The sequence below is a fragment of the Streptosporangium sp. DT93 genome, assembly GCF_049844535.1.
GTDB lineage: Bacteria > Actinomycetota > Actinomycetes > Streptosporangiales > Streptosporangiaceae > Streptosporangium.
Window position 1 is genome coordinate 1,083,614 of record NZ_JBNCLF010000001.1, and the last position, 22,075, is coordinate 1,105,688.

General features: G+C 70.9%; 18 protein-coding genes and 1 tRNA gene. 11 read left to right on the forward strand and 8 right to left on the reverse strand.

Annotation, left to right across the window (positions count from 1 at the left end; genetic code table 11):
- Positions 1–53: 53 nt before the first annotated feature.
- Positions 54–674, forward strand: a complete 621-nt coding sequence (locus ACLQ2R_RS05220; protein ID WP_425958122.1) for a hypothetical protein — start codon at positions 54–56, stop codon at positions 672–674.
- A 245-nt stretch (positions 675–919) separates the two neighbouring features.
- A complete protein-coding gene (locus ACLQ2R_RS05225; RefSeq protein ID WP_425958123.1) occupies positions 920–3,364 on the forward strand; it encodes a chaplin family protein in 2,445 nt (814 codons plus the stop codon).
- A gap of 180 nt (positions 3,365–3,544) precedes the next feature.
- On the opposite strand, the gene ACLQ2R_RS05230 is transcribed toward ACLQ2R_RS05225, so the two are convergent.
- Positions 3,545–3,730, reverse strand: a complete 186-nt coding sequence (locus tag ACLQ2R_RS05230; protein ID WP_386239439.1) for a DUF5703 family protein — start codon at positions 3,728–3,730, stop codon at positions 3,545–3,547.
- A gap of 157 nt (positions 3,731–3,887) precedes the next feature.
- On the opposite strand from ACLQ2R_RS05230, the gene topA reads away from it, so the two are divergent.
- The 9 genes from topA (at position 3,888) to ACLQ2R_RS05275 (ending at position 17,623) form a co-directional block, all read left to right on the forward strand.
- Positions 3,888–6,554 carry a type I DNA topoisomerase gene (gene topA / locus ACLQ2R_RS05235; protein WP_425958124.1) on the forward strand — a complete coding sequence of 889 codons (2,667 nt, stop codon included), beginning with the start codon at positions 3,888–3,890 and terminating at the stop codon, positions 6,552–6,554.
- Between the two features lie 415 nt (positions 6,555–6,969).
- Positions 6,970–8,520 (forward strand): metallophosphoesterase, encoded by a 1,551-nt coding sequence (locus tag ACLQ2R_RS05240; RefSeq protein WP_425958125.1) that lies wholly within the window; start codon positions 6,970–6,972, stop codon positions 8,518–8,520.
- A gap of 146 nt (positions 8,521–8,666) precedes the next feature.
- Positions 8,667–10,730 (forward strand): dTMP kinase, encoded by a 2,064-nt coding sequence (gene tmk / locus ACLQ2R_RS05245; RefSeq protein WP_425958126.1) that lies wholly within the window; start codon positions 8,667–8,669, stop codon positions 10,728–10,730.
- A gap of 269 nt (positions 10,731–10,999) precedes the next feature.
- Entirely contained in the window at positions 11,000–12,181 is a 1,182-nt protein-coding gene (locus ACLQ2R_RS05250; protein ID WP_425958127.1) for a DNA polymerase III subunit delta', read from the forward strand.
- 697 nt (positions 12,182–12,878) lie between these two features.
- The gene (locus tag ACLQ2R_RS05255; RefSeq protein ID WP_425958128.1) at positions 12,879–13,580 is read left to right on the forward strand and encodes a hypothetical protein; all 702 of its coding nucleotides are present in this window, start codon (positions 12,879–12,881) and stop codon (positions 13,578–13,580) included.
- Positions 13,577–14,731: a glycosyltransferase family 4 protein gene (locus tag ACLQ2R_RS05260; RefSeq protein ID WP_425958129.1), complete on the forward strand. Its 1,155-nt coding sequence runs from the start codon at positions 13,577–13,579 to the stop codon at positions 14,729–14,731. Before ACLQ2R_RS05255 ends, ACLQ2R_RS05260 begins: the two co-directional genes overlap by 4 nt.
- A 205-nt stretch (positions 14,732–14,936) precedes the next feature.
- Positions 14,937–15,794 (forward strand): PSP1 domain-containing protein, encoded by an 858-nt coding sequence (locus ACLQ2R_RS05265; RefSeq protein WP_425958130.1) that lies wholly within the window; start codon positions 14,937–14,939, stop codon positions 15,792–15,794.
- A gap of 195 nt (positions 15,795–15,989) precedes the next feature.
- Positions 15,990–17,480, forward strand: coding sequence for an alpha/beta hydrolase (locus tag ACLQ2R_RS05270; protein WP_425958131.1), 1,491 nt, complete (start codon positions 15,990–15,992; stop codon positions 17,478–17,480).
- A 66-nt stretch (positions 17,481–17,546) separates the two neighbouring features.
- Positions 17,547–17,623 (forward strand) — tRNA-Thr (locus ACLQ2R_RS05275).
- Between the two features lie 217 nt (positions 17,624–17,840).
- Here ACLQ2R_RS05275 and ACLQ2R_RS05280 read toward each other — a convergent pair.
- From ACLQ2R_RS05280 to ACLQ2R_RS05310, 7 genes are all read right to left on the reverse strand, one after another.
- A complete protein-coding gene (locus tag ACLQ2R_RS05280; RefSeq protein WP_425958132.1) occupies positions 17,841–18,224 on the reverse strand; it encodes a hypothetical protein in 384 nt (127 codons plus the stop codon).
- A gap of 284 nt (positions 18,225–18,508) precedes the next feature.
- Positions 18,509–19,738, reverse strand: a complete 1,230-nt coding sequence (locus ACLQ2R_RS05285; RefSeq protein WP_425958133.1) for a site-specific integrase — start codon at positions 19,736–19,738, stop codon at positions 18,509–18,511.
- Entirely contained in the window at positions 19,738–19,923 is a 186-nt protein-coding gene (locus ACLQ2R_RS05290; protein WP_425958134.1) for a helix-turn-helix domain-containing protein, read from the reverse strand. Before ACLQ2R_RS05290 ends, ACLQ2R_RS05285 begins: the two co-directional genes overlap by 1 nt.
- Positions 19,916–21,286: a replication initiator gene (locus ACLQ2R_RS05295; RefSeq protein ID WP_425958135.1), complete on the reverse strand. Its 1,371-nt coding sequence runs from the start codon at positions 21,284–21,286 to the stop codon at positions 19,916–19,918. Before ACLQ2R_RS05295 ends, ACLQ2R_RS05290 begins: the two co-directional genes overlap by 8 nt.
- Before the next feature lie 103 nt (positions 21,287–21,389).
- The gene (locus tag ACLQ2R_RS05300) at positions 21,390–21,521 is read right to left on the reverse strand and encodes a hypothetical protein (protein ID WP_425958136.1); all 132 of its coding nucleotides are present in this window, start codon (positions 21,519–21,521) and stop codon (positions 21,390–21,392) included.
- On the reverse strand, positions 21,518–21,694 hold the full coding sequence (locus tag ACLQ2R_RS05305) for a hypothetical protein (RefSeq protein WP_344899363.1): 177 nt from the start codon (positions 21,692–21,694) through the stop codon (positions 21,518–21,520). The genes ACLQ2R_RS05300 and ACLQ2R_RS05305 overlap by 4 nt, the downstream gene beginning before the upstream one ends.
- Before the next feature lie 17 nt (positions 21,695–21,711).
- On the reverse strand, positions 21,712–22,062 hold the full coding sequence (locus ACLQ2R_RS05310; RefSeq protein WP_425958137.1) for a hypothetical protein: 351 nt from the start codon (positions 22,060–22,062) through the stop codon (positions 21,712–21,714).
- Positions 22,063–22,075 lie beyond the last annotated feature (13 nt).

The following is a 22,075-nucleotide window of genomic DNA, read 5'->3' on the forward strand; positions in this document are numbered from 1 at the left end:
CGAGGGATGGCTCGTGTCGAAGCGGGCCCGTCCAGGAGTTCTGGGGAGGTCATGTGGCACGCGCGCCGCACGTGCAGTGGAGGGCGTTCTCGCCCGCTGCTCGACGCGCGCTCGTGATCCTTTCCGTCGACGACACGATCCCCGGCCGGGCTGACCGGATGGCGCGGTTCGCGGCCGGCACTCGGCGGGGCGTCACGCGGGCCCTCGCCATCGGCGGTCTCCTGACCGCCGCATGGCTGCTCGCCGTCGTCTTCGGCCTCCTCGGCGCCACTCCCGCGGTCGCGGACTCCACCGCGGCGGCGGAAGACGCCCACTCCCAGACCCCTCACACGGCCGCTTCCGGATCGGCCACGACGGCCGATGACTTCCCCACGGGCAGCGGCGGGCCGTCGGCGACGGACAACGCCGAGGCCATGGCGGGGCGAGGTGTGGACGGGCTGACCAGCCAGTCCACCCCGGAATCCCCGGCACCCGCCACCGTCGACCATGGCTCTGGCGCCAACGGATTCGTGCCCCAGAGCGGTGGTGGATCCGGCTTCTTCGGGCCGGGTCCGGGGGATGTCGCGTGGTTCGCCTACGACCCGCGACTGACGACGCAGCGTGTCCCGCGTGCGTTCGTGCTCCCCCCTGTCGTCCGCACAGCGGCGGACGACCCTTCTTTCTCTCCTGACTGACATCGTCGCGCGGACCGGCCCGTCCTCCCCTCGGGGATGACCCGCCGGTCGCGAAGCCTGCCTCCATCCTCCCCGTCCCCGGGAGAGCCGCTCCATCGGTGAGCGACGGGCAGGCCGACGTGACAGCGATCCCCTTCCTCGTGACGGCCGTCAAGGCTTCCGCTGTGCGGACCTGTCCGGCCCTCGCATGGCCTCGCACGCCCTCACGAGGTTCAGTTCCCCCCGAAATGCTAGGAGTCTCAATCATGCGTACGTGGGTCACAGGTACGGCTCCCGCGGCACTGCTCGCACTGGGCGTCATGGCCATGGGCGGCGGTACGGCCTTCGCCGACACCGACGGCGACCATTCGATCGGCGGCGGCAACCAGATCAAGGCACCGATCACCCTGCCGATCGACATCAGCGGCAACGCCGTCGGCGTGCTCGGCGAGTCGGCCGCCTCCTCGCAGGGCGGCTCCTCCGCCGAGAGCCCCGGCGGCGACGAGCTCGCCGGCGAGACCTCCGGCCGGGGCAGCATCCTGGGCGGCAACCAGATCACCGCTCCCGTCACGGCCCCGGTCAACGCCTGCGGCAACGCCGTGTCGGTGTTCGGCCGCTCCGAGGCGGGCTGCCGCGGCGGCGCCGCGGTGCGTGGTCGGGGTGACGGTCCCGGCCGTCCCGGTGGCGGGGGCGGCGCGGGCGGCAACCGCACGGACGGCGCCCACAGCATCGCCGGTGGCAACCAGGTGGTGGCTCCGATCACCGCCCCGATCAACGCCTGCGGGAACTCCTTCGCGATCTTCGGCGGTGCCACCGCCGGGTGCCGGGGAGGCGCCTCGGTCAGCGGCCAGGGCGGCGGTGGGGCCGGTGGCAACCGGACCTCCGGCCGGGGCAGTGTCCTGGGCGGCAACCAGGTGGTGGCTCCGATCACCGCCCCGATCAACATCTGCGGGAACTCGGTCGCCGTCGTCGGCGGGGCGTTCTCCGGCTGCCGGGGCGGCGCCGAGGTCGTGGGCGAGCGGCCGGGCGGCCCGGGTGGACCGGGACGTCCCGGTGGCCCGGGGCGTCCCGGGGAGCCCGGCGGTCCCGGCAGGCCGGGCGGCCCCGGGGGTCCGGGTGAGCCCGGCGGCCCGGGACGTCCCGGTGGCCCGGGCGAGCCGGGCCGGCCCGGCAAGCCGGGCTACGGCGGTCACGGGAACCAGGGCGGCCAGGGCAACCACGGAGGCCCGGGCGGTCGTGGCGACCACAGGGACCACGGCGACCACGGCGGCCGCTGGGACCGGGACGGTCACGACGACCACGGCAAGCGCGGCCCGCGTCCGGGCGGTCCCGGCTGGAACGGGTCGGGCTGGGACGGCCCGGGATCGGGTGGCCCCGGCGGCTGGGGGCAGGGCCCCCGCCCCGGCGGTCCCGGCTGGCCGGGCGGTCCCGGCCAGGGGCCCGGCCGTCCCGGCAACGACACCGACGGGCGCTTCGGGGCGGGCAGCGGCAACCAGGTGGTCGCCCCGATCACCGCTCCCGTTGAGGCCTGCGGCAACACCGTCGGCAACGGCCGGGCGGGGTGCCCGGGCGGCCTGCACGTCGAGGGCCGCGGCTCCGGCGCCGGTGGCGCGGGCGGGAACGTCACGTCGGGCCGGGGCAGCGTCCTGGGCGGCAACCAGGTGGTGGCGCCGATCACCGCCCCGATCAACGTCTGCGGCAACGCGGTGGCGGTGCTCGGCGGTGCCTTCGCGGGCTGCCAGGGCGGCGCGTCCGTCGGGAGCGGCGGTCCGGGCGCGGGCGGCTCCGGCGGTGCCGGAGGGAACGTCACGTCGGGCCGGGGCAGCGTCCTGGGCGGCAACCAGGTGGTCGCACCGATCACCGCCCCGATCAACGCCTGCGGCAACGCCGTGGGCGTGCTCGGCAGGGCGGCGGCCGGGTGCAGGGGTGGTGCCTCGGTCTCCGGGGACGCGGGCGCCGGAGCCGGGGGGAACACCACCTCCGGCCGGGGCAGCATCCTCGGCGGTAACCAGGTGGTCGCGCCGATCACCGCTCCCGTCAACGTCTGCGGCAACGCCGTGGCCGTGCTCGGCGACGCCGCTGCGGGATGCCTGGGCGGCTCCCGCGTGGGCGGCCCGTCCGGCACCCCGGGCTACCCCGGCACCCCGGGCTACCCCGGCTACCCGGGTTACCCCGGCAACCCGGGACACCCGGGTCACCCCGGCAACCCCGGTCACCCGGGCGGTAACGGCGGCTGGGACGCCAAGCCCGCCAAGCACAGGACCAGCGGCCTGCTCCCCGCCCTCCCCGCCGTCCCCGCCCTGGACGGCGCGACCGGCGCGGCCGGTGCCCGGAACGCGGCGGACCGGTCCCAGGCCCCGATGGCCGGTGCCGTCCCCGCCGGACTCCCTCTGATGCCCGCCACCCCCGCCACCCCCGCCATGGCCGAGAGCACCGAGGGTGCCGAGAGCGTCGAGAGCGTCGAGAGGTCCCAGGAGGCCGGGAGCGGTTCGCCGCTGGACGCGGCCGCCCCCGTCCAGGGGCTGGTCTCCTCGTCCCCGGCCGGTGACGCCCTGCCGGTCCGTGACCTGGGCCTGATGAGCGCCGCCCAGCCGGTCGGCGTGACCGGCATGAACCTCGGTTCCCTCGTCACCCTGCTGATCGGCGCGCTGGCCGCCGGTGCCGCGGCGGTCTTCGGCACCACCCGCCGCATCCGTTTCGGCCAGAAGTAAGGGATTAGTCACCTCATGGACTGTTTTCCTTGGAGCCACTGAGGACGACGCACAGGCGCCTCGACGGCGGCCAGAGGGGATGATCGGCGCCTTACGGCGCGGTGTCCCCTCGCCGTCGAGGCAGTGAAGCTTTGCCCGCTCCGGGGGCGCGGCCCGGGGCGGGCAAAGCCATGTCAGCGGTCACATCGTCCTGCTCACCCGTATGATCTTCCGGCGCAACCGGACGTCCCGGCGGCCGTCGGGATACAGTCGCAGGCGGTCGAGTTCCCAGTCACCGTATTCTGCGTGTTCGGTGAGGATGCGCCGGGCCGCGTCCCGGCTGGTGCCACGCGGAAGGTGGAGAACCAAGTAGGAGTAGTCGAGCACAGCGATTAGTCTCCGAGGGTGGGCCGAGGGACGTCGACACTCATAGGGCTTTATTCTGCGTCCTTACGGCTTCCCTTGGGAGTGCCCCCGAGCGAGATCGGGTAACCCGAGGGGAAGAAAACGGGGAACGAATGCGAACAGCGAGGTAGGAAGCAGCGTGCCAGCCAAGAACGGCAACGCCGGCGGAACCCGCCTGGTGATCGTCGAGTCGCCTTCCAAGGCGAAGACCATCGCCGGGTACCTCGGCCGCGGCTACGTCGTGGAGTCCAGCATCGGGCATATTCGCGACCTCCCCGAGAAGGCCGACGACATCCCGGAGAAGTACAAGGGTGAGTCGTGGGCACGCCTCGGCGTGAACGTGGATCACGAGTTCGAGCCGCTCTACGTCGTCAACCACGACAAGAAGGCCCAGGTGAGCAAGCTCAAGCAGCTGCTCAAGGACGCCGACGAGCTCTATCTCGCCACCGACGAGGACCGCGAGGGCGAGGCGATCGCCTGGCACCTTCGCGAGGTGCTCAACCCCAAGGTCCCGGTTCACCGCATGGTGTTCCACGAGATCACGCAGCGGGCGATCCAGGAGGCGGTGGCCAACCCCCGCACCCTGAACCTGCGGCTGGTCGACGCCCAGGAGACCCGGCGCATCCTCGACCGCCTCTACGGCTACGAGGTCAGCCCGGTCCTGTGGAAGAAGGTCAAGCCCAAGCTGTCTGCCGGGCGCGTGCAGTCGGTGGCGACCCGGCTGGTGGTGGAGCGCGAGCGCGAACGCCTGGCGTTCACCAGCGCGAGCTACTGGGACCTCCAGGCGCTCCTCGACACCGGCCGTGACGAGGTCCCGCACGAGTTCACCGCCATGCTCACCGGCGTGGACGGCAAGCGCGTCGCCCAGGGGCGTGACTTCGCGAGCACCGGCACGCTCAAGAGCGCCGGGGTGCTCCACCTGGACGAGCAGGCCGCCACCGCGCTGGCCGGGCGGCTGGCCGGGGTGTCGTACAAGGTCAGGTCGGTCGAGCGCAAGCCGTACACCCGCAAGCCGTACGCGCCGTTCAGGACGACCACGCTGCAGCAGGAGGCCAGCCGCAAGCTGGGCTTCTCCGCGAAGTCGACCATGCAGGTCGCCCAGCGCCTGTACGAGAACGGCTTCATCACCTACATGCGAACCGACAGCATCACGCTGTCGGAGACCGCCGTGGCCGCCGCCCGCAGCCAGGCGATCAAGCTCTACGGCTCGGCCTACGTGCCCGACAAGCCGCGCGTGTACACCAGCAAGGTCAAGAACGCCCAGGAGGCGCACGAGGCGATCCGTCCCTCGGGCGAGGAGTTCCGCACGCCGGGCGAGACCGGGCTGAGCGGCGACATGTTCCGCCTGTACGAGCTCATCTGGCAGCGGACCGTGGCCTCCCAGATGAAGGACGCGGTCGGCGAGTCGGTCACCGTCAAGGCCGAGGGCACCTCCAGCACGGGCGAGCGGGTCGAGTTCAGCGCCTCCGGGCGGACCATCACCTTCCACGGTTTCCTCAAGGCCTATGTGGAGGGCGCCGACGACCCCTCCACCGACCGCGACGACTCCGAGAAGCGCCTGCCCAACCTGGCGGAGAACGACCCGCTCACCGCCTCCACGCTGAACGTGCTCTCGCACGCCACCAAGCCCCCGGCGCGCTACACCGAGGCGTCGCTGATCAAGGAGCTGGAGGACCGGGAGATCGGCCGGCCGTCGACGTACGCGTCGATCATCGGCACGATCCTGGACCGCGGGTACGTGTTCAAGAAGGGCACGGCCCTGGTGCCGTCCTTCCTGGCGTTCGCGGTGGTCAACCTGCTGGAGCAGCACTTCGGCAACCTCGTCGACTACGACTTCACCGCCGACATGGAGAAGGTCCTCGACGACATCGCCAACGACCGCGCCGAGCGGGTGCCGGAGCTGCGCCGGTTCTACTTCGGCGTGGACGGCGACGAGGGTCTCAAGGAGATGGTCACCGACCTCGGCGAGATCGACGCCAAGGAGATCAGCTCCTTCCCGATCAGGGGCACCGACATCATGATCCGGGTGGGCCGCTACGGCCCGTACCTGGACCGCGACGGCGTCCGGGTGAACGTGCCCGAGGACCTGGCCCCCGACGAGCTGACCGCGGAGATGGCCGAGGAGCTGTTCTCCCGCCCGACGGGCGACCGGGAGCTGGGCAAGGACCCGGTGACCGGTCACGTGATCGTGGCCAGGGACGGCCGCTACGGCCCGTACGTGACCGAGGTCCTGCCCGAGGAGCCGCCTCCGGCCGAGACGACGGGCACGGGCACGAAGAAGCGGACGAAGAAGGCCGACGTCCCCAAGCCGCGCACCGGGTCGCTGCTCAAGTCGATGTCCCTGGACACCGTCACCCTGGACGACGCCCTGAAGCTGCTCTCGCTCCCGCGGGTGCTCGGGGAGATCGACGGCCAGGAGGTCACCGCCCAGAACGGCAGGTTCGGGCCGTACGTCAAGAAGGGCACCGACTCGCGCTCGCTGGCCTCCGAGGAGGAGATGTTCACGGTCACCCTGGAGCGGGCCGGGGAGCTGTTCGCCCAGCCCAAGGCGAGGGGCAGGCAGGCCGCCGCGGCGCCTCCGCTGCGCGAGCTGGGCGAGGACCCCGTCTCCAAGAAGCCGATCGTGGTGAAGGAGGGGAGGTTCGGGCCGTACGTCACCGACGGGGAGACCAACGCCTCCCTGCGCAAGGGTGACGAGGTGGAGCAGATCACCACCGAACGCGCCGCCGAGCTCCTCGCCGACCGTCGTGCCCGCGGCCCGGCGCCCAAGCGACCCCGCGCCACCAAGGCCAAGGCGAAGGCCTGACGCCACCGGATGACCGGCCTCCGGTTCCGGCCCCGGGGTTCCGGAGCCCGGAACCGGGGCCGAGCCGGGGACCGGGTCCATGTCCGGGATCGGACGGGGCCGAGCCGGGGGGCCGAGCCCGGAACCGGGGCCGAGCCTGGACCCGAGCACGAGCCCGGGATGGGACAGGGCTGGGCCGAGGGTCGGGGCCAGGCCGGGGGCGGGACGTGGCGGGAACCGGGGTGGTGGGGGACCGGGCGAAGCCGGGCCGGGATCGGCGCTCGGGGCCAGGCCGGAGGTCGGGGCGTGGTGGAAACCGGGGTGGTGGGGGACCGGGCGAAGCCGGGCCGGGATCGGCGCGGGGAACGCATTCGCGGTCCCGGGCGTTCTTCGGAACGCGCCGGAGACCGCCGGCGGGTTCCGGGGTAGAGGGCGAGTGACGATCGTGGGCTTCGTGTCGCTGGTCATCTGCGCGATCACGGTGGTCCACTACTACCTGTGGCGGCGCCTGATCCGCTCGACCACGCGGCCCGGACGGGTCCGCCGGGTGCTGACGTGGATCCTCGTGGGGCTGGCCGTGCTCGCCCCGGTGACGCTGGTCGCCTCGCGCAGCGAGTGGGGGCACTTCCTGGCGTGGCCCGGGTTCTTCTGGATCGCGTCGATGTTCTACCTGTTCGTGTTCCTGGTGGTCCTGGAGATCCCGAGGGCCGTGGCCCTGCTGACCGTGCGCGCGCTCGACCGGCGGACGCAATCGCCGCCGGAGCCCCGGAAGGCCGGGGCCAAGAACAAGGCCGGGGCCAAGAACGAGGCCGGGGCCAGGACCGAGGCCGGGGCCAGGACCGAGGCCGGAGCCAGGACCGGTGCCGGGACCGAAGCCGCGATCGGGACGGAGGCCGGGACCCGGCGGACCCGGACCCGTACCTGGACCGAGGTCGGTGCCGGGATCGGGGGCGCGGGGACGCCCGCGGACAGGATCGTGGACGAGAAGGACGGCGGGAGCGGGGCCGAAGCCGACGGGAGCGGGACCGAGGTCGGCGGGAGCGGGACCGAGGTCGGCGGGAGCGGGACCGAGGTCGGCGGTGTGATCGTCGTTCCCGGCGCGGGGGGCACACCGCCCGCCGCGGACGCCCCCACGAGGACCGGGATCACCAGGAGGCTGTTCATCGCCCGTACGGCCGCGGCGGCCGCCGGAGCGGGGGCACTGGGCGCGGTCGGGTACGGGGTCCGTACGGCCCTCGGCGACCCGGTGATCGAGCGGGTGGGAGTCGTGCTGCCCCGGCTGGACCCGCGCCTGAACGGCCTGCGGTTCGCGGTGGTCAGCGACATCCACCTGGGCCCGCTCACCGGCGTCGCGCACACCCGGCGGATCGTCCGTATGATCAACTCGTTGGAGGCGGACGTGGTCGCGGTCGTCGGCGACCTCGTCGACGGCACGGTGGCCGAGCTCGGCCCGCTGGCCAGGCCGCTGCGCGACCTCGAATCGCGCTACGGCGCCTACTTCGTCACCGGCAACCACGAGTACTACACGGCCAACGGCCCGGCCGAATGGGTCGAGGAGCTGCGCGGGCTCGGCGTGCGCCCGCTGGGCAACGAGCGCGTCGAGATCGCCCACGCGGGGGCCGTCCTCGACCTGGCAGGGGTCAACGACATCGGCGGTACGCCCTCGGGCGACGGCCCGGACTTCGAGCGGGCCCTGGGCGGGCGCGACCGGTCCCGGACCACCGTCCTGCTCGCCCACCAGCCGGTCCAGGCCGTCCAGGCGTCCGGGTACGGCGTGGACCTCCAGCTGTCCGGCCACACGCACGGCGGGCAGATGGTCCCCTTCAATCTGGTCATCCCGCTGCAGCAGCCGGTCGTCTCCGGTCTCGGCGAGGTGGGCGGCACCCGGGTCTACGTGACGCGGGGCGCGGGCTTCTGGGGGCCACCGGTCCGGGTGGGAGCTCCGCCCGAAATAACCCTTCTTGAGATCCGGAACGAGAAACTCTAGGAACACCGGCACCCGGTGCTTCTTTTCGCGTACGCCGCCTGCGACGCGCACGGGGGAGGTACTACCCTCATCCAACGGGCAGACCGTGCGTTCACGCCCGACACCTGTCCTCCCCCGCCCGGCGAGCACCTGGATACGCTGACACCATGACCATCCCCGGCCGGAGCACCACGCGCCGCAAACCCCCCCACGTGCTGGCCAACGCCCCGTTCCGCAAGCTGTGGACGGCGATGTCGGTGTGCAGCCTGGGGGACTGGCTCAACCTGCTGGCGCTGACCGCCCTGGCGGGCAATCTCACGGCGGGTTCCGGCTACCAGTTCCAGAGCATGGCCATCGGGGGCGTCTTCGTGGCGAAGATGCTCCCGGCCATCGTGCTGGGCCCGCTCGCGGGGGTGTTCGCCGACCGGTTCGACCGGCGGCTGACGATGTTCTTCTGCGACCTGCTGCGTTTCGCGCTGGTGCTGTCCATCCCGCTGGTCGGCAGCTATCAGTGGATCATCGTCGCCACCTTCCTGGTCGAGTGCGTCAACCTCTTCTGGGTGCCGGCCAAGGACGCCACGGTGCCGAACCTGGTGCCCAGGGAGCGGCTGGAGGAGGCCAACCAGCTCAACCTGCTGGTCACCTACGGGACGGCCCCGGTCGCCGCGCTGCTGTTCGCGATGCTCTCGCTCGCCGACGACGTGCTGGGCCGGGTGGTGCCCTTCCTGGCCCAGCGTGAGACGTACCTCGCGCTGTTCGTCAACGCGCTCGCGTACCTGATCTCGGCCGTCATCATCTTCTCGCTCAAGGACATCCCGAGGACCGTCGCGCCGGACGCGGCCGGAACCCCGTCGGTGCTGCGGCAGATCGTCGAGGGCTGGCGGTTCGTCGGCGGCAACCGGCTGGTCCGCGGCCTGATCATCGGCATGCTGGGCGCCTTCGCCGGCGGCGGCGCCGTGGTCGGGGTGGCCAAGCTCTACGTGGGCCAGTTGGGCGGCGGCGACGCGGCGTACGGCGTGGTCTTCGGGTCGGTCTTCGTCGGCATGGCGTGCGGCATGTTCTTCGGGCCCAGGCTGCTGAGGGAGTTGTCGCGGCGGAGAATGTTCGGCCTGTCGATCATCGTGGCCGGGCTGCTCCTCGTGGCGATCGCGCTCGTGCACAACCTGGTGATCGTGGTCCTGCTGACCGTGCTGCTCGGCGCGTGCGCGGGGATCGCCTGGATCATCGGGTACACCATGATCGGGCTGGAGGTGGACGACAACCTGCGGGGCCGGACGTTCTCCTTCCTGCAGTCGCTGGCGCGGGTGACCCTGCTGGTGGTGGTCGCGGTCGCGCCGACCCTGGCGGGTCTGTTCGGCAGGCGCGAGATCCTCGTCGGCCCCGACCCGGTCTACACCTTCGACGGCTCCAACCTGGTGCTGCTGATCGGGGGCCTGCTCGCCGCGGTCGTCGGGATCGTCGCGCTGCGGCAGATGGACGACCGCGGGGGCGTCTCGATCGTCGCGGACCTGATCGCCGCGGTGCGCGGCAGGGGGTACGCCCCCGAGGCGGCCGAGCGGGCGCGCGGCACGTTCATCGCGTTCGAGGGCGGTGAGGGGTCGGGCAAGACCACCCAGTCCAGGCTGCTGGCGATCTGGCTGCGGGACCAGGGCTTCGACGTCGTGCAGACCCGCGAGCCGGGCTCGACCAAGGTGGGCATGCGGCTGCGCGCGATCCTGCTCGACGCCGTGCACCAGGGCCTGTCGGCCAGGTCGGAGGCGCTGATGTACGCGGCCGACCGGGCCGAGCACGTGGAGAAGATCATCGTTCCGGCACTGCACCGGGGGGCGATGGTGGTCTGCGACCGGTACGTCGACTCGTCGCTGGCCTACCAGGGCGCGGGCCGCGAGCTGGAGCCCGCGGACGTCGTCATGATCAACCGCTGGGCGACCGGCGGGCTCGCCCCCGACCTCACCGTGCTCATCGACGTCCCGCCGTCGGTGGGGCTGACCCGGCTGGGCGGTGCCGCCGACCGCATCGAGTCCGAGCCCCGCGAGTTCCACGAGCGCGTACGCCGCGAGTTCCGGTCGCTGGCCGCCGCGGAGCCCGAGCGTTACCTGGTGGTCGACGGGACCCTGCCGCAGAACCAGGTCTCCTTGATCATCCACGACCGGGTCCGTGAGATCCTGCCGGACCCGGTGCCACGGGAGACCGAGGACGTCACCGGGACCATCCCCGCGATCCGCGACTGACGGCCGTCGTCGGCCGGGACCGTCACCGGCGTGGACCGTCACCGGTCTGAACCGTCACCGGTCTGAACCGTCACCGGTCGGGACTGCCATCGGCCTGGACCGTCGTCGGCCGGTCGTCACAGGCCGGGACCGTCGCCGGTCGGCGGTCGTCACCGGGCGGCGGGCGTCATCGGCTGAGGGGGCATCGGTCGTCGGTGGTCGAGAAGCGTCACCGGTCGTCCGTGGCGACGCCGGGTCCGCCGACCGGTACCGGCGGTAGGTTGGGGGACGTGGGAGTCTTCGATGACCTTGTGGGGCAGGAGCGGGCCTCGGTGACGCTGAGCCGGGCCGCGGCGGCGGCGGCCGACCTGCTGGCCGGTGGGCGCGGCGCCGGGATGACCCACGCCTGGCTCTTCACCGGCCCGCCCGGGTCCGGCCGGGAGGAGGCCGCGCGGGCGTTCGCCGCCGCGCTGTTCTGCCCCGACCAGGGGTGCGGCCACTGCGACATGTGCCACCAGGTGGCCGTCGGCTCCCATCCGGACCTGGAGATCGTCCGCCCGCAGGGCCTCTCGTACGGCATCAAGGACACCCGCCGGCTCATCCTGCGCGCGGCCGGGGCGCCCACGCTGGGCCGCTGGCGCGTGGTGCTGTTCGAGGACGCCGACCGGGCGACCGAGGGGGCGTCCAACGCGCTGCTCAAGGCCATCGAGGAGCCGCCGCCGAAGACGGTGTGGCTGCTCTGCGCGCCCTCCCCGGACGACATGATGATCACCATCAGGTCGCGCTGCCGGCTCGTCACGCTGGTCACCCCGCCCAGTGCGGCGGTCGCCCACGTGCTGGCCACGCGCGAGAACGTGCCCGTGGCGATGGCGGAGTTCGCCGCCAGGGCCGCGCAGGGACACCTCGACCGCGCTCGCCGTCTCGCCCTGGACGAGCCCGCGCGGGACCGGCGCGAGGCGGTGCTGTCCATCCCCCGTTCGCTGACCGGGATCGGGGAGTGCGTGACGGCCGCCGAGCGGCTGGTCAAGACCGCCGAGGACGAGGCCGCCGCGGTCACCTCGACGCTGAACGAGTCGGAGATCACCGAGCTGCGCCAGGTCTACGGCGAGGGCTCCACCGGCAAGGGGCTGAACCGGGGCCTGATCCGTGGCGGCGCCGGCGCGCTCAAGGATCTCGAGGACCGGCAGAAGTCGCGGGCGACCCGTACCAAGCGCGACGTCATCGACGCGGCACTGCTCGACCTGGTGGCGTTCTACCGCGACGTGCTGGCGGTGCAGTTCGGCGCCGAGGTGGAGCTGGCGAGCGAGGACCGGCGCGCCGACCTGGAGGACCTGGCCCGCGCCTCCACGCCGGAGGACACCCTGCTCAGGATCGATGCGATCATGAGCTGCCGCAGGCGGCTGTCGGCGAACGTCAGCCCGCAGATGGCGGTCGAGTCGATGACCATCTCGCTGCACCGGCCCCGGCTCTGACCCGTCCCGTGTCGTGACTCGCGGGGGTGGGGCGTCCCGTCGTCGTGATCCGCGGGGGGCGTTCCATGTCGCGATCTGCGGGACCGGGGCGCCGTGATCGACGAGGGCCGCGGGCCCGTCGTGATTCGCGGCACCGTGGCCCGTACGGCCGTGCGCGCCGGGTTGTGCCCCGTGCGAGCCCCGTGCGAGCCCCGTGCGTGCCGTGCGTGCCGTGCGTGCCGTGCGTGTGGACGGTGTCGTGCCGTGGGTGCCGTGCCGGTTTCGATCTTGATTTCGTGTCGCGGCCCGTCCGGGGGTCGTCCCTGATTCGTCGTGATCCCGTTCTCGGCCCGCGCTCCGGGTCGCGGCCCGTTCCGAGGGCGCCCCTCCGGTCCGGTGGCGTCCGAGTCCGGATGAGCTGAGGTGGAATTCCCCGGCATGCCCAGGTCAGGCGGGTGCGATATCGGCCGTTGAGGGAGTACGGACCACCACCCGAGTGGTCACTATCCGCTTTTTTCCGATTAGATGGAACCATTCTCTGCTAAGTCCACTCAAAGTGGAGATGTGAGTCGTTAAGATCCACGGACGAAAATTAGCACTTTCGTTATGAATCATTGGAACTATCTTGCTGCGCGGGGGCGGGCAGCGAGGACCGGGGGACTTCTTGGTGAGCATCGAGGCGCGTCACGGGGTGGTTCCACCCGTCGGTGGAAGGGCCGTGACGAGCCGCGTGGACGACGACGACACGCTGAGGATCGAGTGGCCGCAGCCGCTCGACGCGGAGATCGTCCTGAGGCACGTGGAGAGCGGCGAGGAGTGCCCGGCGGCGGATCTGACGGTCCTGTCCCCCGGGGACTGGACGGCCTTCCGCGGGGGTGAGCCCGTCGCCACCGACGACCCGGGCTTCTCCCTCGACGGACTCTGGGCCTACGCCGAGAGCCGCCGAAGCCGGGAGATCAGAGCCTTCCGCACCCCCGCCGGCACGCTCGGCCTGCGGGTACGCGAGGTGGAGCCGTACGTCGAGGTGATCCGCGTGACCGCGGACGACGGCGTGATCCAGGCCGAGGGCGCCATCGCGTACGGCGACCCGATCCGGGGCGAGGCCCGGCTGGTGGCCGTGGCCCGGCGGGGGCCGGAGCCGGTGAGCGGTCCTGCGAGCTTCCAGGGGCGGTGGTTCGAGGGAGCGCTGGAGATCGAGCCGATGACCGTGAACCAGGTGCGCAACCGGGTCTTCTGGGACCTGTACGCGGAGATCGACGGAACCCGGCTGCCGCTGGCGACCCGCCTCGACGACATCGTCGACAAGAAGACCAAGGTCCGCTTCCCCGCCCAGCGGGTGGCGCAGATCCGGGTCCGGCCGTACTACACCGAGACCGACAGCCTCGCCGTCGCGGTCAGCGTCGAGGAGGCGACCTCGTGAGGATCTCCTTTCTCATCCTGAACGCCTACGGCATGGGCGGCACCATCCGCGCCACCTTCGACCTGGCCACCGCGATGTCGGAACGGCACGAGGTCGAGATCGTCAGCGTCTTCCAGCACGCCGACCGGCCCTTCCTGCCGCTGGGCCCCCGGGTCAGGCTGCGTTCGCTGGTGGATCTGCGCGAGGGGGCCAGGGTCCGCTGGCCGTACAGGAGGAAGGCCGAGCGCCTGAGCGCGCAGGAGAGCGCGCTGATCCACCCCGAGGAGCGCGCCTACGCCTCCTTCAGCGCCTGGAGCGACGCGGTGCTGGTACGCGAACTCCGCAGGCTCCGCAGCGACGTGCTGATCACCACCCGCGCCGGGCTGAACCTGATGGCCGCGAGGTTCGCGCACAAGCGGGTCGTCACCATCGCGCAGGAGCACCTGCACTTCGAGGCGCACCAGCCCGGGATCTTCGAGGAGATCCGGACGTGGTACCCGAAGCTGGACGCGGTCGTCACCCTGACCGAGGCCGACGAGCACGACTACCGGAACATGCTCGACGGGGCGCCCACCCGGGTGTTCACCATCGGCAACGGGCTGCCGAGCGGGCCGCGGCCCCTTTCCCGGCAGGAGAACCGGATCGTGCTGGCGGCGGGCCGGCTGGTGCCGGTCAAGGGGTACGACCGGCTGCTGAAGGCGTTCGTCCGGGTGGCCGAGGAGCGTCCCGACTGGAAGCTGCGGATCTACGGCGAGGGCCGGGTCGGCGACAAGCTGGTGAAGCTGTCGGTCAAGCTCCGCCTGCACAACAACGTCACGTTCATGGGCTCCACCGGCGACATCCAGGGCGAGCTCGCCAAGGCGTCCATCCACGCGGTCAGCTCCCGCTTCGAGGGCTTCGGCATGACCATCATCGAGGCGTTCGCCTCCGGGGTGCCCGTGATCAGCTTCGACTGTCCCCGGGGTCCCCGCGAGATCATCACCTCGGGCGTCAACGGCCTGCTGGTCCCGGCCGACGACGTGGACGCCCTCGCGGAGGGACTGATCCGGATGATCGACGACGAGGAGGGCCGCCACCGGATGGCGGAGAACGCCCTGCGGGCGGCCAGGAACTACGACATCTCCACGATCGCCGACCGCTGGGAGAAGTCCTTCGCCGAACTGGGCCGCTGAGCACGACGGCGGACGGTCCGTCGCGCTCGGCGGGGGCGGCCTGCCGCACCGAAGGCGTGCTCGACGGTGCGGTCTCCTTCGCCGAAGGCGCGGGTCACCGTGCCCGCGCGGTGGGGGCGCCCGTTCCCGGCCGGGCGGACACCCCCACTTCACCCGGTGTGAAGCGTAGGGTGAGCGGGAGCCGTCCCCCCAGCTTTGGAGCCTCATGAGCATGATCATGGCGGTGAGCTTCACCCGCTACGGCAGGCTGTACTACCTCGATCCCGGCGAGCACAGCCCGAAGGTCGGGGACAAGGTGCTGGTCCCCACCGACGCCGGGGCGGAGGTGGCCGAGTGCGTCTGGGCACCCCAGTGGACGAGCGAGGACGTCGGCGGTCTGCCGGTGTGCGCGGGCATCGCGGGTGAGGAGCACCTGGCCCGCGACGAGACCAACAAACGGCGGCGCGCCGAGGCGCGCAGCGTCTCCAAGCGCCTGATCAAGAGGCACACGCTGCCCATGAAGGTCGTCGGCGTCGACTACGTGGACGACGACAACGTCTACACGGTCTACTTCTCGGCCCCCCAGCGGGTCGACTTCCGGGCCCTGGTCCGGGACCTGGCCCGCAACCTGCGCGCCAGGGTCGAGCTGCGCCAGATCGGCCCCCGCGACGAGGCCCGCCTCCAGGGGGGCATCGGTCCCTGCGGGCGCGACCTGTGCTGCGCCACCTTCCTCAAGGACTTCGAGCCGGTCTCCGTACGGATGGCCAAGGACCAGGACCTCCCGGTCAACCCGCTGCGCATCGCCGGGGCGTGCGGGCGGCTGATGTGCTGCCTGAAGTACGAGCACCCCCTCTACCTGGACGCGCACAGCAGGATGCCCCGCGTCGGGCTCAAGGTCGAGACCCCGGAGGGTGCCGGCACGGTCGTGGGCCGCAACGTGCCCTCCGACTCCGTCGTGGTCCGCCTGGAGGAGGGCGGCCGGCGCTGCGCGTGCCCGTCGGCGTCGGTGTGCTCCCCGCGCAAGCAGCACGACGCGGCGTACGGGGACGCGGTGAAGGTCGCCGAGGGCGGCCCGGAGGGCTGACCGTCGTCCCGCCCGGAGCAGGCCGGAGAGCTGACCGTCGTCCCGTCCGCCGGGGAGGACGAGCGTTTCCGTCGGGGAGAATGGGAGTGAACGCGCGTCCCGGAGAACCGGACTCGCCATCTCGGACGTCGCACGACCGGTCCCCCACGCCGGATCGATACGCGACCTGACGACCTGTGAGCGGAGCGACAAGGCGTGAGATCGCGTGCGGCCGCCGTGCTGGTGGCGCTGACCCTGCTCGCGGGAGCCTGCACCGGCGGCGACGACGGCTCCGCGGGCGGCGGTGATCGCGGTACCGCCGGTCCGGGTGCCACGCTCGACTGGGACGGGTGCGGGGACGATTTCGAGTGTGCCCGGCTCGCCGTGCCGCTCGACCACGCCAGGCCGGACGGCGAGCGGATCGAACTCAGCGTGGTCCGGCTCCCCGCCTCGGGACGGCGGATCGGCTCGCTCCTGATCAACCCGGGAGGACCCGGCGGTTCCGGGGTGCAGTACGCGCGCGCCGCCCGCACCGTGGTGAGCGAGGCCCTGCGGGAACGTTTCGACATCGTGGGCTTCGACCCGCGCGGTGTCGGCGAGTCCGTCCCGGTCCGGTGCCTGCCCTCGTCCGAGCTGGACGCCTACGTCGGCCTGGACGGCTCGCCCGACTCGCCGCAGGAGGTCACCGCGCTCGTCGAGGGCTCGCGGCGTTTCGCCGCCGGATGCCGGTCCCGTTCGGCCAGGCTCCTGCCGCACGTCGGCACGGCCGACGTGGCCCGCGACATGGACATGCTGCGCGCCGCCGTCGGCGACTCCCGCCTCACCTACCTGGGCAAGTCGTACGGCACGCAACTGGGGGCGTTCTACGCCGACCTCTTCCCCGACAGGGTCCGTGCCCTCGTCCTGGACGGCGCCGTGGACGTCTCGCTCGGCCCGCTGGAGGTGGGCGCCTCCCAGGCGCACGGGTTCGAGGTCGCCCTGGACTCCTTCCTGAGCGACTGCCTGCGGGTCACGGACTGTCCCTTCACCGGGTCCGTCGCCTCCGCCCGCGCGGAGGTCGCCGGCCTGCTCCGCCGCGCGGACGCCGCCCCCCTGGCCAACTCGACCGGCGACGGCCGTACCGTGACCCAGGCCTGGACCGTCCTCGGCATGATCGCTCCCCTCTACGACCGGCAGGCCTGGCCGACCCTGCGCCAGGCGCTCGACCGGGCGCTCCGGGGCGACGGCACCCCCCTGCTGCGCCTGGCCGACTGGCTGATGGACCGCAGGGAGGACGGGGAGTACGCCAACCAGACCGAGGCGAACCTCGCCGTCAACTGTGTCGACGCCCCCTATCCCGGCGACCCGGCCGCCTACGCGGCCGCGGCCCGTGAATCCGTGAAAAGGTCACCCCTGTTCGGGGCGTACGTCGTGTGGAGCGCGCTGCCCTGCGCGTACTGGCCGGCCAAGGGGGAGGAGCGGGGGAGGATCGACGCCCCCGGCGCCCCGCCCATCATGGTCGTCGGCACCGAACGGGACCCGGCCACGCCGTACGAGTGGGCCGAGGCGCTGGCGTCCCAGCTCTCCTCGGGCGTCCTGGTCGGTTTCGACGGCGACGGGCACACCGCCTACCTGAGCGGCTCGGCGTGCGTGGACCGCCTCGTGGACGACTACCTGATCGATCTGGCCGTCCCCCGGGACGGCATCCGCTGCCCCAAGATCGGTTGATTCCGGGGCGCGGAGAGCCCCTGGAAGCCTGTAGACTGCCGTAGGTCATGTCGAAAGACACGGCACGCCGCCTTAGCTCAGTCGGCCAGAGCACTTCACTCGTAATGAAGGGGTCTGGGGTTCGATTCCCCAAGGCGGCTCCAGGTCAGAGGCCCTCCGGAAGATCCCGGAGGGCCTTTTTCGTGTCCGTACAGCAGCGAAATACAGCAACGACCTCAGGTAGCGTCGTCGAGACTGTGGTTTAGCTGGTCAAGGAGCCTCAGTTTCACGACCTGCGGTGCCTGCCCTGTCGCGTTGCTCTGCGATGTTCCGGACGTTTCACTAGGTTGCCCGTTCGTCCGAGGCTGTTCCTTGCCCTTCTCAGGGGTGGAAGTTGATCTCAACCTTTTCGATCTTGATGAACTGTCCCTTGCCTCCCCGCGGCGGCAAGTCTGAAGGCTCGATCTCAGGCCACCCCTCGGGCGGCATCATCTCGGCCTGCGGGTACTCCAGCGTGGAGAGCTTCCAGTAGTTACGTCCCCGCCACTTGCAATCTGCCTTCGGGAACCTCCCCTGGAAGACCATGCTGGGCAAGCTGGCCGGCTTAATCCCGAGCTTCGCTGCGACCTGTTCGGTCGTGAGCCAGTCATCTCCTTCGTCGAGCGGGGGGAGTGCGACGAGTGCACTCGGGTCAGTGGAACGCTTCCGCCTGTGGGCTTGGGGCGCATAGAACCTCTTGCCGCAGTCCGGACACTCGATAGGCATTTTTTGGATCCTTCCTGATCTCTAGAGCCGGGCGGCTCCCTGGAAAGGTTCTACCTGTAGCCCTGTCAAGCGGTGAAGGGTATACCAACTACGCTATCCATGCCTTGTTTTCCGACAAAAGGTACATATAGTCGAAGATGTATGGATCGTGACGGCGGCGCCACTATGAGAACCAGTGATCCCACCGCCTTAGAAGCTGAGCGTTTCCTGCCGCAACTACAAAGCGAAGGCCCTTTCAACATGAGGGGCCTTCGCTTTTCGAGCAGTAGCGGGCTATGGCGGAATCAACCGTTAAGACTCTGATTTAGCAGGTCAAGAGCCTTGCGGGTCTCTGGGGAGGGGACCTGCGTGTAAACGTTCATGGTCACCGAGATCTGCGAGTGTCGGAGGATGCGCATCGCGACCCGAGGGTGAACATCGAGGGCGGCCAGGAGCGAGGCGCAGGTGTGCCGGGTGTCGTGGACGCGGATACGAGGGACACCGGCCCTCTCGCAGTAGCGCTCAAAGGACCGGTAGAAGTTGCGCGGCTCGATGGGGGTTCCGTTCTTCGTGGTGAACACGAGGTCGGACCCCTTCCACCTCTCCCCGGCATCCTGGCGGGCTTGCTCTTGGATTCGCTGACGATCCCGGAGAGCGGCTATGCACAGCCCGAACAGAGGTAGAGAGGCCGTCGAGTCCTCAGTCTTGGTCGTCTCCCGGTGGAGGAGCTCACCGCGGACTCGGTTGAGCTGGCGGGAGATCCAGAGCTGTTCCCCGTCGAGGTCGACGCAGTCCCAGGCGAGTCCGAGTACCTCGCCTCGCCGCAGGCCGAGAATCAGGATCAGCACGTACGCGGCGTAGAGCGGTTCGTCCACCGAGCGCAGGTGTTCAAGGAACCTCCGCGCCTCGTCGACGTTCCACACGCCGTGGTTCTTGGTCTTCTTGGTCTTGCTCGCGTTGGGCAGGACGGTCAGTGCGGCGACGTTCTTGGCGATCAGTTCCTCGCGGACGGCGTTGCTGAGAGCCGATCGCAGGATGCGGCGGATGCTCGCGATCGTGCTCCGGGACGGATACCCCTTGCAGCACTCTCCCTTGGAGCAGCACCGACGCTTGGCTTCCGGCCGCTGGTGATCCTTCTTCTGGTCGCAGCAGGTGCAGAGCGTGACCAGCGTGTTCAGCCATGTCTGAACCTCGCGAACCGTGAGCTTGTCAAGCCGCTTCTTGCCGAGACCGGGGATTAGGTAGAGCCGGACCAGCGGTTCGTAACCGGCGTAGGTGGTCGGCTCCCGGTTGGGTTCGATCACCTCGGCGAGCCAGCGTGTCAGGTACGCGGCGAGGGTGGGGTGCTTGGTCGGTACCGGTCCCTTGCTCGCGAGGTCGTGGAGTTTGAGCCACTTCTCGTGGGTCTCCTCGCGGGTCTTTCCGTAGGCCCATTTGCGAGTCTTCTTGCCCTCTGGCGTGACGATCCAGACGTAGCCGGCCCAACCATCCTTGTACGGGAAGACCGAACCCTCACCGTTCGAGCGCTTGCCCATCAGGCGGCCTTTCCACAGAGTCGGTTCACGTAGTCGTTCAGGGCGGATTCCGGGATACGGCGACAGCGCACGCCGACCACGATCGAATCGAGTTCGCCGGAGCGGATGAGCTGGTAGAGCGTCCACCGGCTGACCTGGAGAGCGGTCATGGCTTGCGGGACGGTGAGCAACGCGGGACTACTCACGGACGCCTCCCAAAGCAGCGAGGCGGTTTCCGGTAAGAGCGCTTACCAAAAGGGCGTCACCGGCCGAGTGGCCCTGTCCGGCGTACTCCCAGTGCGAGACGACGAGCACGGTGTCTTCGTCGAAGAGCGGCAGGCGGCCGGTGGTGATGGCTTCCCCGCGCATGTACTCAGTGCGGGCGGCGCGGATGTCGCCGAGGGTGGTGGAGTAGCGGCGGCTCTTGGTGGAGAAGTGACCGCGGAAGCCCAGCATGTTCGCCCATTTGATGAGCCGGAGTTCGGTCAGTTCGTCGAGGGCGCCCAGGCGCAGGCACTCGGCGATGAGGCGCCGGGCGTGGTCGCGGATCGGCAGGGCGGTCAGGTCGTCGAGGGGGTTGATGCGCCGATCCAGAGTGCCAACACACTCGGCGGCTTTGGTGGCGTACTTGGCGATGTAGGCGGCTACGGCCTGGTCGGTGAGGTCGCCGGTCATGGTGATCTCGCGGACGTCGAGTTGGGTGCCCCACTGGAAGGTTCGCGTGGGTTCGCCGGGTATCGCGGGGACGGTGACCGCGACGGCGGAGGCGGCGTGTTGTACGGCGTCGGTCAGCAGGTCGGCCGTCGCCCAGGCCGGTGGAGTCGTGGCCGGTCCTTCGGGGCCGTCGACGCGGATGACCGCGTGGAAGTGGACGACGCCGCGCCGCTGGTACTCGGCGACCTTGGCGAAGGAGATGACGGCCTGTTGCCGTAGCTCTCGCTGCGTCAGCCCTGCGTTCTTGGCGGCGCGTCGGCGAAGAGCTTCGGTGAAGCGCCGCCACAACTCCGGGGAGGTGGCGTTGAACAGCACCGAGCCTGTGTAGTCGTAGCAGTCGGGGCAGAGCGGTTCGCCGAGGCGACTGTCGTCGGTGCCGTGCCGGGCGGTGCAGGACATGAAGCGTCCGTGTGGGCAGGTGGTCGCGTCGCGGCGGGCGTGGCACGGCAGGACGGTGCCGTTCTTCTCTCGCCGGGTGTGGACGACGCCGAAGGAGGGGGCGGTGAGGGTGAGGAACAGGCAGGGGTGCGCGGTGACCGAGGCCGGGACGCCTTTGCCGCCGGTCAGGCCGGCGCGGATGAGTTGGTAGGTGTCGGCCCGGTAGGTCTCGGCGCAGGCCGGGCAGCGGGAGGCGCGGCGGGTCTTGCAGGGGACGCGAAGGATGCCGTCAGGTTCGGTCGTGGTGGTGTAGCTGTGCAGGCGCTTGCCGGTGGCGGGGTCGAGGTGGTGGACGTGGCCGCGCAGGTGGATGGGCTGTCGGCAGCCGCCGGTTCGGCGGATCTGGGAGGCCCAGCGGGCGTATTGGGGGTCGTGGAGCCGGGTGATCATCCCGGCTACCGCGTGGGGGTTTGGCATGATGGGGTGTCCCTTCCGGGCTGTGGATGTTCGGTGTGGGATGGCCCCCGACGTGGCGGACGTCTTGGCGGATGTGTGGTCACGCCGGGGGCGCCGAGGACTCTCAGCTGAAGCCGAGGCCCTCGCAGTGCTCGCAGGTCTGGCCGTGGCTGTCGACTCCGGTCCCGCCGCAGTGGCAGCACCGCCAGCGCTTGGGCGTGATGTCGAGGGGCGAGGAGTCGGGGGTGTCGGTCATGTGATCCACCTGCTTCCGGTGCGCTTGGGCGCGGTATCGAGGAACACGCGCCAGGTGTGTGGCCGCTCGTGGAGCGGGATGATCGGCGAGATCGAACCGATCGGGAGGATCGTGCGGATCTTGTTGGCGGCGTGGACGATTTCGGCGTAGGTGCCGTCGAGGCGGATGCGCATGGGGGGCTCTTTCCTGGTCAGGCGGTACGGGACGAGGGGACGGGGTCGGGGGTGACGCAGCCCATGTACGAGCTGTTGGCGTCGTGGCGTGCCTTGGCGAGGGCGAGGACGCCCACGGCCGAGTACTGCACCGGCCCGAAGGCGCGGACGGTCCGGTAGTGGCCGTAGTCGATGTCGCCGGGGTCGATGCCGGTTCCGAGGACTTCGGCGATGGCGTCGATCTCGGCGCACATGTCGGGGTCGGTTCCCGCGGCGAAGTAGAGGAGCTTGGGGAAGACCGGGACGGGGACGGCGGGGTTGGCTTCCAGGAAGACGGCCAGGTCGCGGAGTCCGGCGATGATCGCGGCGCGGTGGTCGGTGGTGTTCATGGGGTGTCCTTTC

Bases quoted from the DNA above. Each gene is read 5' to 3' on its own strand.
- ACLQ2R_RS05225 (WP_425958123.1), top strand. From the start codon at position 920: ATGCGTACGTGGGTCACAGGTACGGCTCCCGCGGCACTGCTCGCACTG.
- tmk (WP_425958126.1), top strand. From the start codon at position 8,667: ATGACCATCCCCGGCCGGAGCACCACGCGCCGCAAACCCCCCCACGTG.
- ACLQ2R_RS05265 (WP_425958130.1), top strand. From the start codon at position 14,937: ATGAGCATGATCATGGCGGTGAGCTTCACCCGCTACGGCAGGCTGTAC.
- ACLQ2R_RS05280 (WP_425958132.1), bottom strand. From the start codon at position 18,224: ATGCCTATCGAGTGTCCGGACTGCGGCAAGAGGTTCTATGCGCCCCAA.
- ACLQ2R_RS05285 (WP_425958133.1), bottom strand. From the start codon at position 19,738: ATGGGCAAGCGCTCGAACGGTGAGGGTTCGGTCTTCCCGTACAAGGAT.
- ACLQ2R_RS05295 (WP_425958135.1), bottom strand. From the start codon at position 21,286: ATGCCAAACCCCCACGCGGTAGCCGGGATGATCACCCGGCTCCACGAC.
- ACLQ2R_RS05300 (WP_425958136.1), bottom strand. From the start codon at position 21,521: ATGACCGACACCCCCGACTCCTCGCCCCTCGACATCACGCCCAAGCGC.
- ACLQ2R_RS05305 (WP_344899363.1), bottom strand. From the start codon at position 21,694: ATGCGCATCCGCCTCGACGGCACCTACGCCGAAATCGTCCACGCCGCC.
- ACLQ2R_RS05310 (WP_425958137.1), bottom strand. From the start codon at position 22,062: ATGAACACCACCGACCACCGCGCCGCGATCATCGCCGGACTCCGCGAC.